This window comes from Streptomyces sp. 13-12-16, from assembly GCF_002114215.1.
In the GTDB taxonomy this organism is placed as follows: Bacteria; Actinomycetota; Actinomycetes; order Streptomycetales; family Streptomycetaceae; genus Streptomyces.
Genome location: NZ_NCTE01001160.1, coordinates 2,242 through 2,793 on the forward strand (window position 1 = coordinate 2,242; position 552 = coordinate 2,793).

The following is a 552-nucleotide window of genomic DNA, read 5'->3' on the forward strand; positions in this document are numbered from 1 at the left end:
GGGCCCTCGCTGCACGACAAGGTCGCCGACGAGGGGGCGCTCGGCGCGGCCGACGTCGCCGCCGTCGGCGCGGCCCTCTCCGAGGGGCTGGTCGCCGTGCACGAGGCCGGTGTGGTGCACCGGGACCTCAAGCCGTCCAACATCCTGCTGTCCCCGAAGGGGCCGCGGATCATCGACTTCGGCATCGCGTGGGCGACCGGCGCGTCGACGCTCACGCACGTCGGCACGGCGGTCGGCTCGCCCGGCTTCCTCGCCCCGGAGCAGGTGCGCGGCGCGGCCGTCACCCCGGCCACCGACGTGTTCTCGCTGGGCGCCACGCTCGCGTACGCGTCGATGGGCGACTCGCCCTTCGGACACGGCAGTTCCGAGGTGATGCTGTACCGCGTGGTGCACGAGGAGGCCCAGTTGCACGGCGTCCCGGACGCCCTGGCCCCCCTCGTCCGCGCGTGCCTGGCGAAGGACCCCGAGGAGCGGCCCAGCACGCTCCAGCTGTCGCTGCGGCTCAAGGAGATCGCCGCCCGGGAGGCCCAGGGCCTCGCCGACGTGCGCCCG

General features: G+C 75.4%; 1 protein-coding gene. It reads left to right on the plus strand.

Going from position 1 to position 552, the window contains the following annotated elements:
* Positions 1-552 (plus strand): serine/threonine-protein kinase (locus B7767_RS36825; protein ID WP_143652846.1); only part of this gene is annotated, 552 nt, incomplete at both ends.